The sequence below is a fragment of the Gordonia paraffinivorans NBRC 108238 genome, assembly GCF_000344155.1.
In the GTDB taxonomy this organism is placed as follows: Bacteria; Actinomycetota; Actinomycetes; order Mycobacteriales; family Mycobacteriaceae; genus Gordonia; species Gordonia paraffinivorans.
Genome location: NZ_BAOQ01000020.1, coordinates 1 through 1114 on the forward strand (window position 1 = coordinate 1; position 1114 = coordinate 1114).

Sequence of the window (1114 nt, forward strand, 5' to 3'; positions counted from 1 at the left end):
CCAACCCGAAAACCCGACACTGGCTGCAGCATTCGCCGACGGACGCGTCGGCCCCGATCACGTACACGCGGTGATGGACGTGCTCGATCAGATCCCCGCCGCAATAGCCCACGACGTGACGGCTGCTGCCGAGCGCACGATGGCCGAGTACGCGACCTGGATGACACCACCGGAGATCGAGCGTGCCGGCGCCCGCCTGCTGGCACACCTCGACCCCGACGGGGTCTTGACCGACCTCGAGGACCGCAGACGACGCCGCAAGCTCTGGATCAACCGGCAACGCGCTGATGGCACATCGAAACTCACCGCCACCCTCACCCCAGAACTGCGCGCACGCCTGGCGACGTTCCTGGATGTGTGGGCGCGCCCCGGGATGAACAACCCCGACGACCCCGACTCACCGACCGGGGCGATCCAGGACGCCGACCCCGAGCGGCTGGAAGCGGCCGCGCAACGGGATCTGCGTACCCCGGCACAACTCAACCACGACGCCCTCAATGCACTGCTGCAAGCGGTGTTCGACGACGGGTTGCTCGGCAAGACTCATCGGGGGTTGCCCATCCAGCTGATCGTCAAAGCCGACCTGGCAGATCTGCAGCGTGCGGCCGGGCTGGCGGCCACCGCTGATGGCACCCTCATCGACATCGAGGGCCTGATCTCCATGGCCGGCCGGGTGGAGCCGTGGCTGGCGATTTTCGTCGATGCCACCGCCGCACCGCTGTATCTCGGACGGGGCAAGCGTCTGGCGTCGATGGAACAGCGCCTGGCGGCGTTTGCTCGTCCCGGTGGTGACAGCTGCTCCGCGCCCGGTTGCGATGTGCCCGCAACACGTGTGGAGATGCACCACGCCCATACCGACTGGGGTGACGGTGGTGGGACCGATATCGACAACCTCGCCCCAGCCTGCACCCGCCATCACCACATGATCGGCAACCGTCCCGGCGACTACACCACCCGCATGATCGGCAGCGGACCCGACGCCGGGCGCTGCACCTGGCAACTCAACACCGCACCCGGCGCACCACCCCGACGCCCGCGGATCAACCGGAAACCCGACATCGGCCACCGATTCCGACACATCCTCACCGAGACCCGCAACAACATCCACCCCACA

The 1114-nt window shown here is 67.5% G+C and carries 1 protein-coding gene; it reads left to right on the top strand.

All coding sequences use genetic code 11. From position 1 onward, the window contains the following. On the top strand, positions 1-1114 hold a 1114-nt coding region (locus tag GP2_RS10660; protein ID WP_040526784.1), incomplete at both ends, for an HNH endonuclease signature motif containing protein.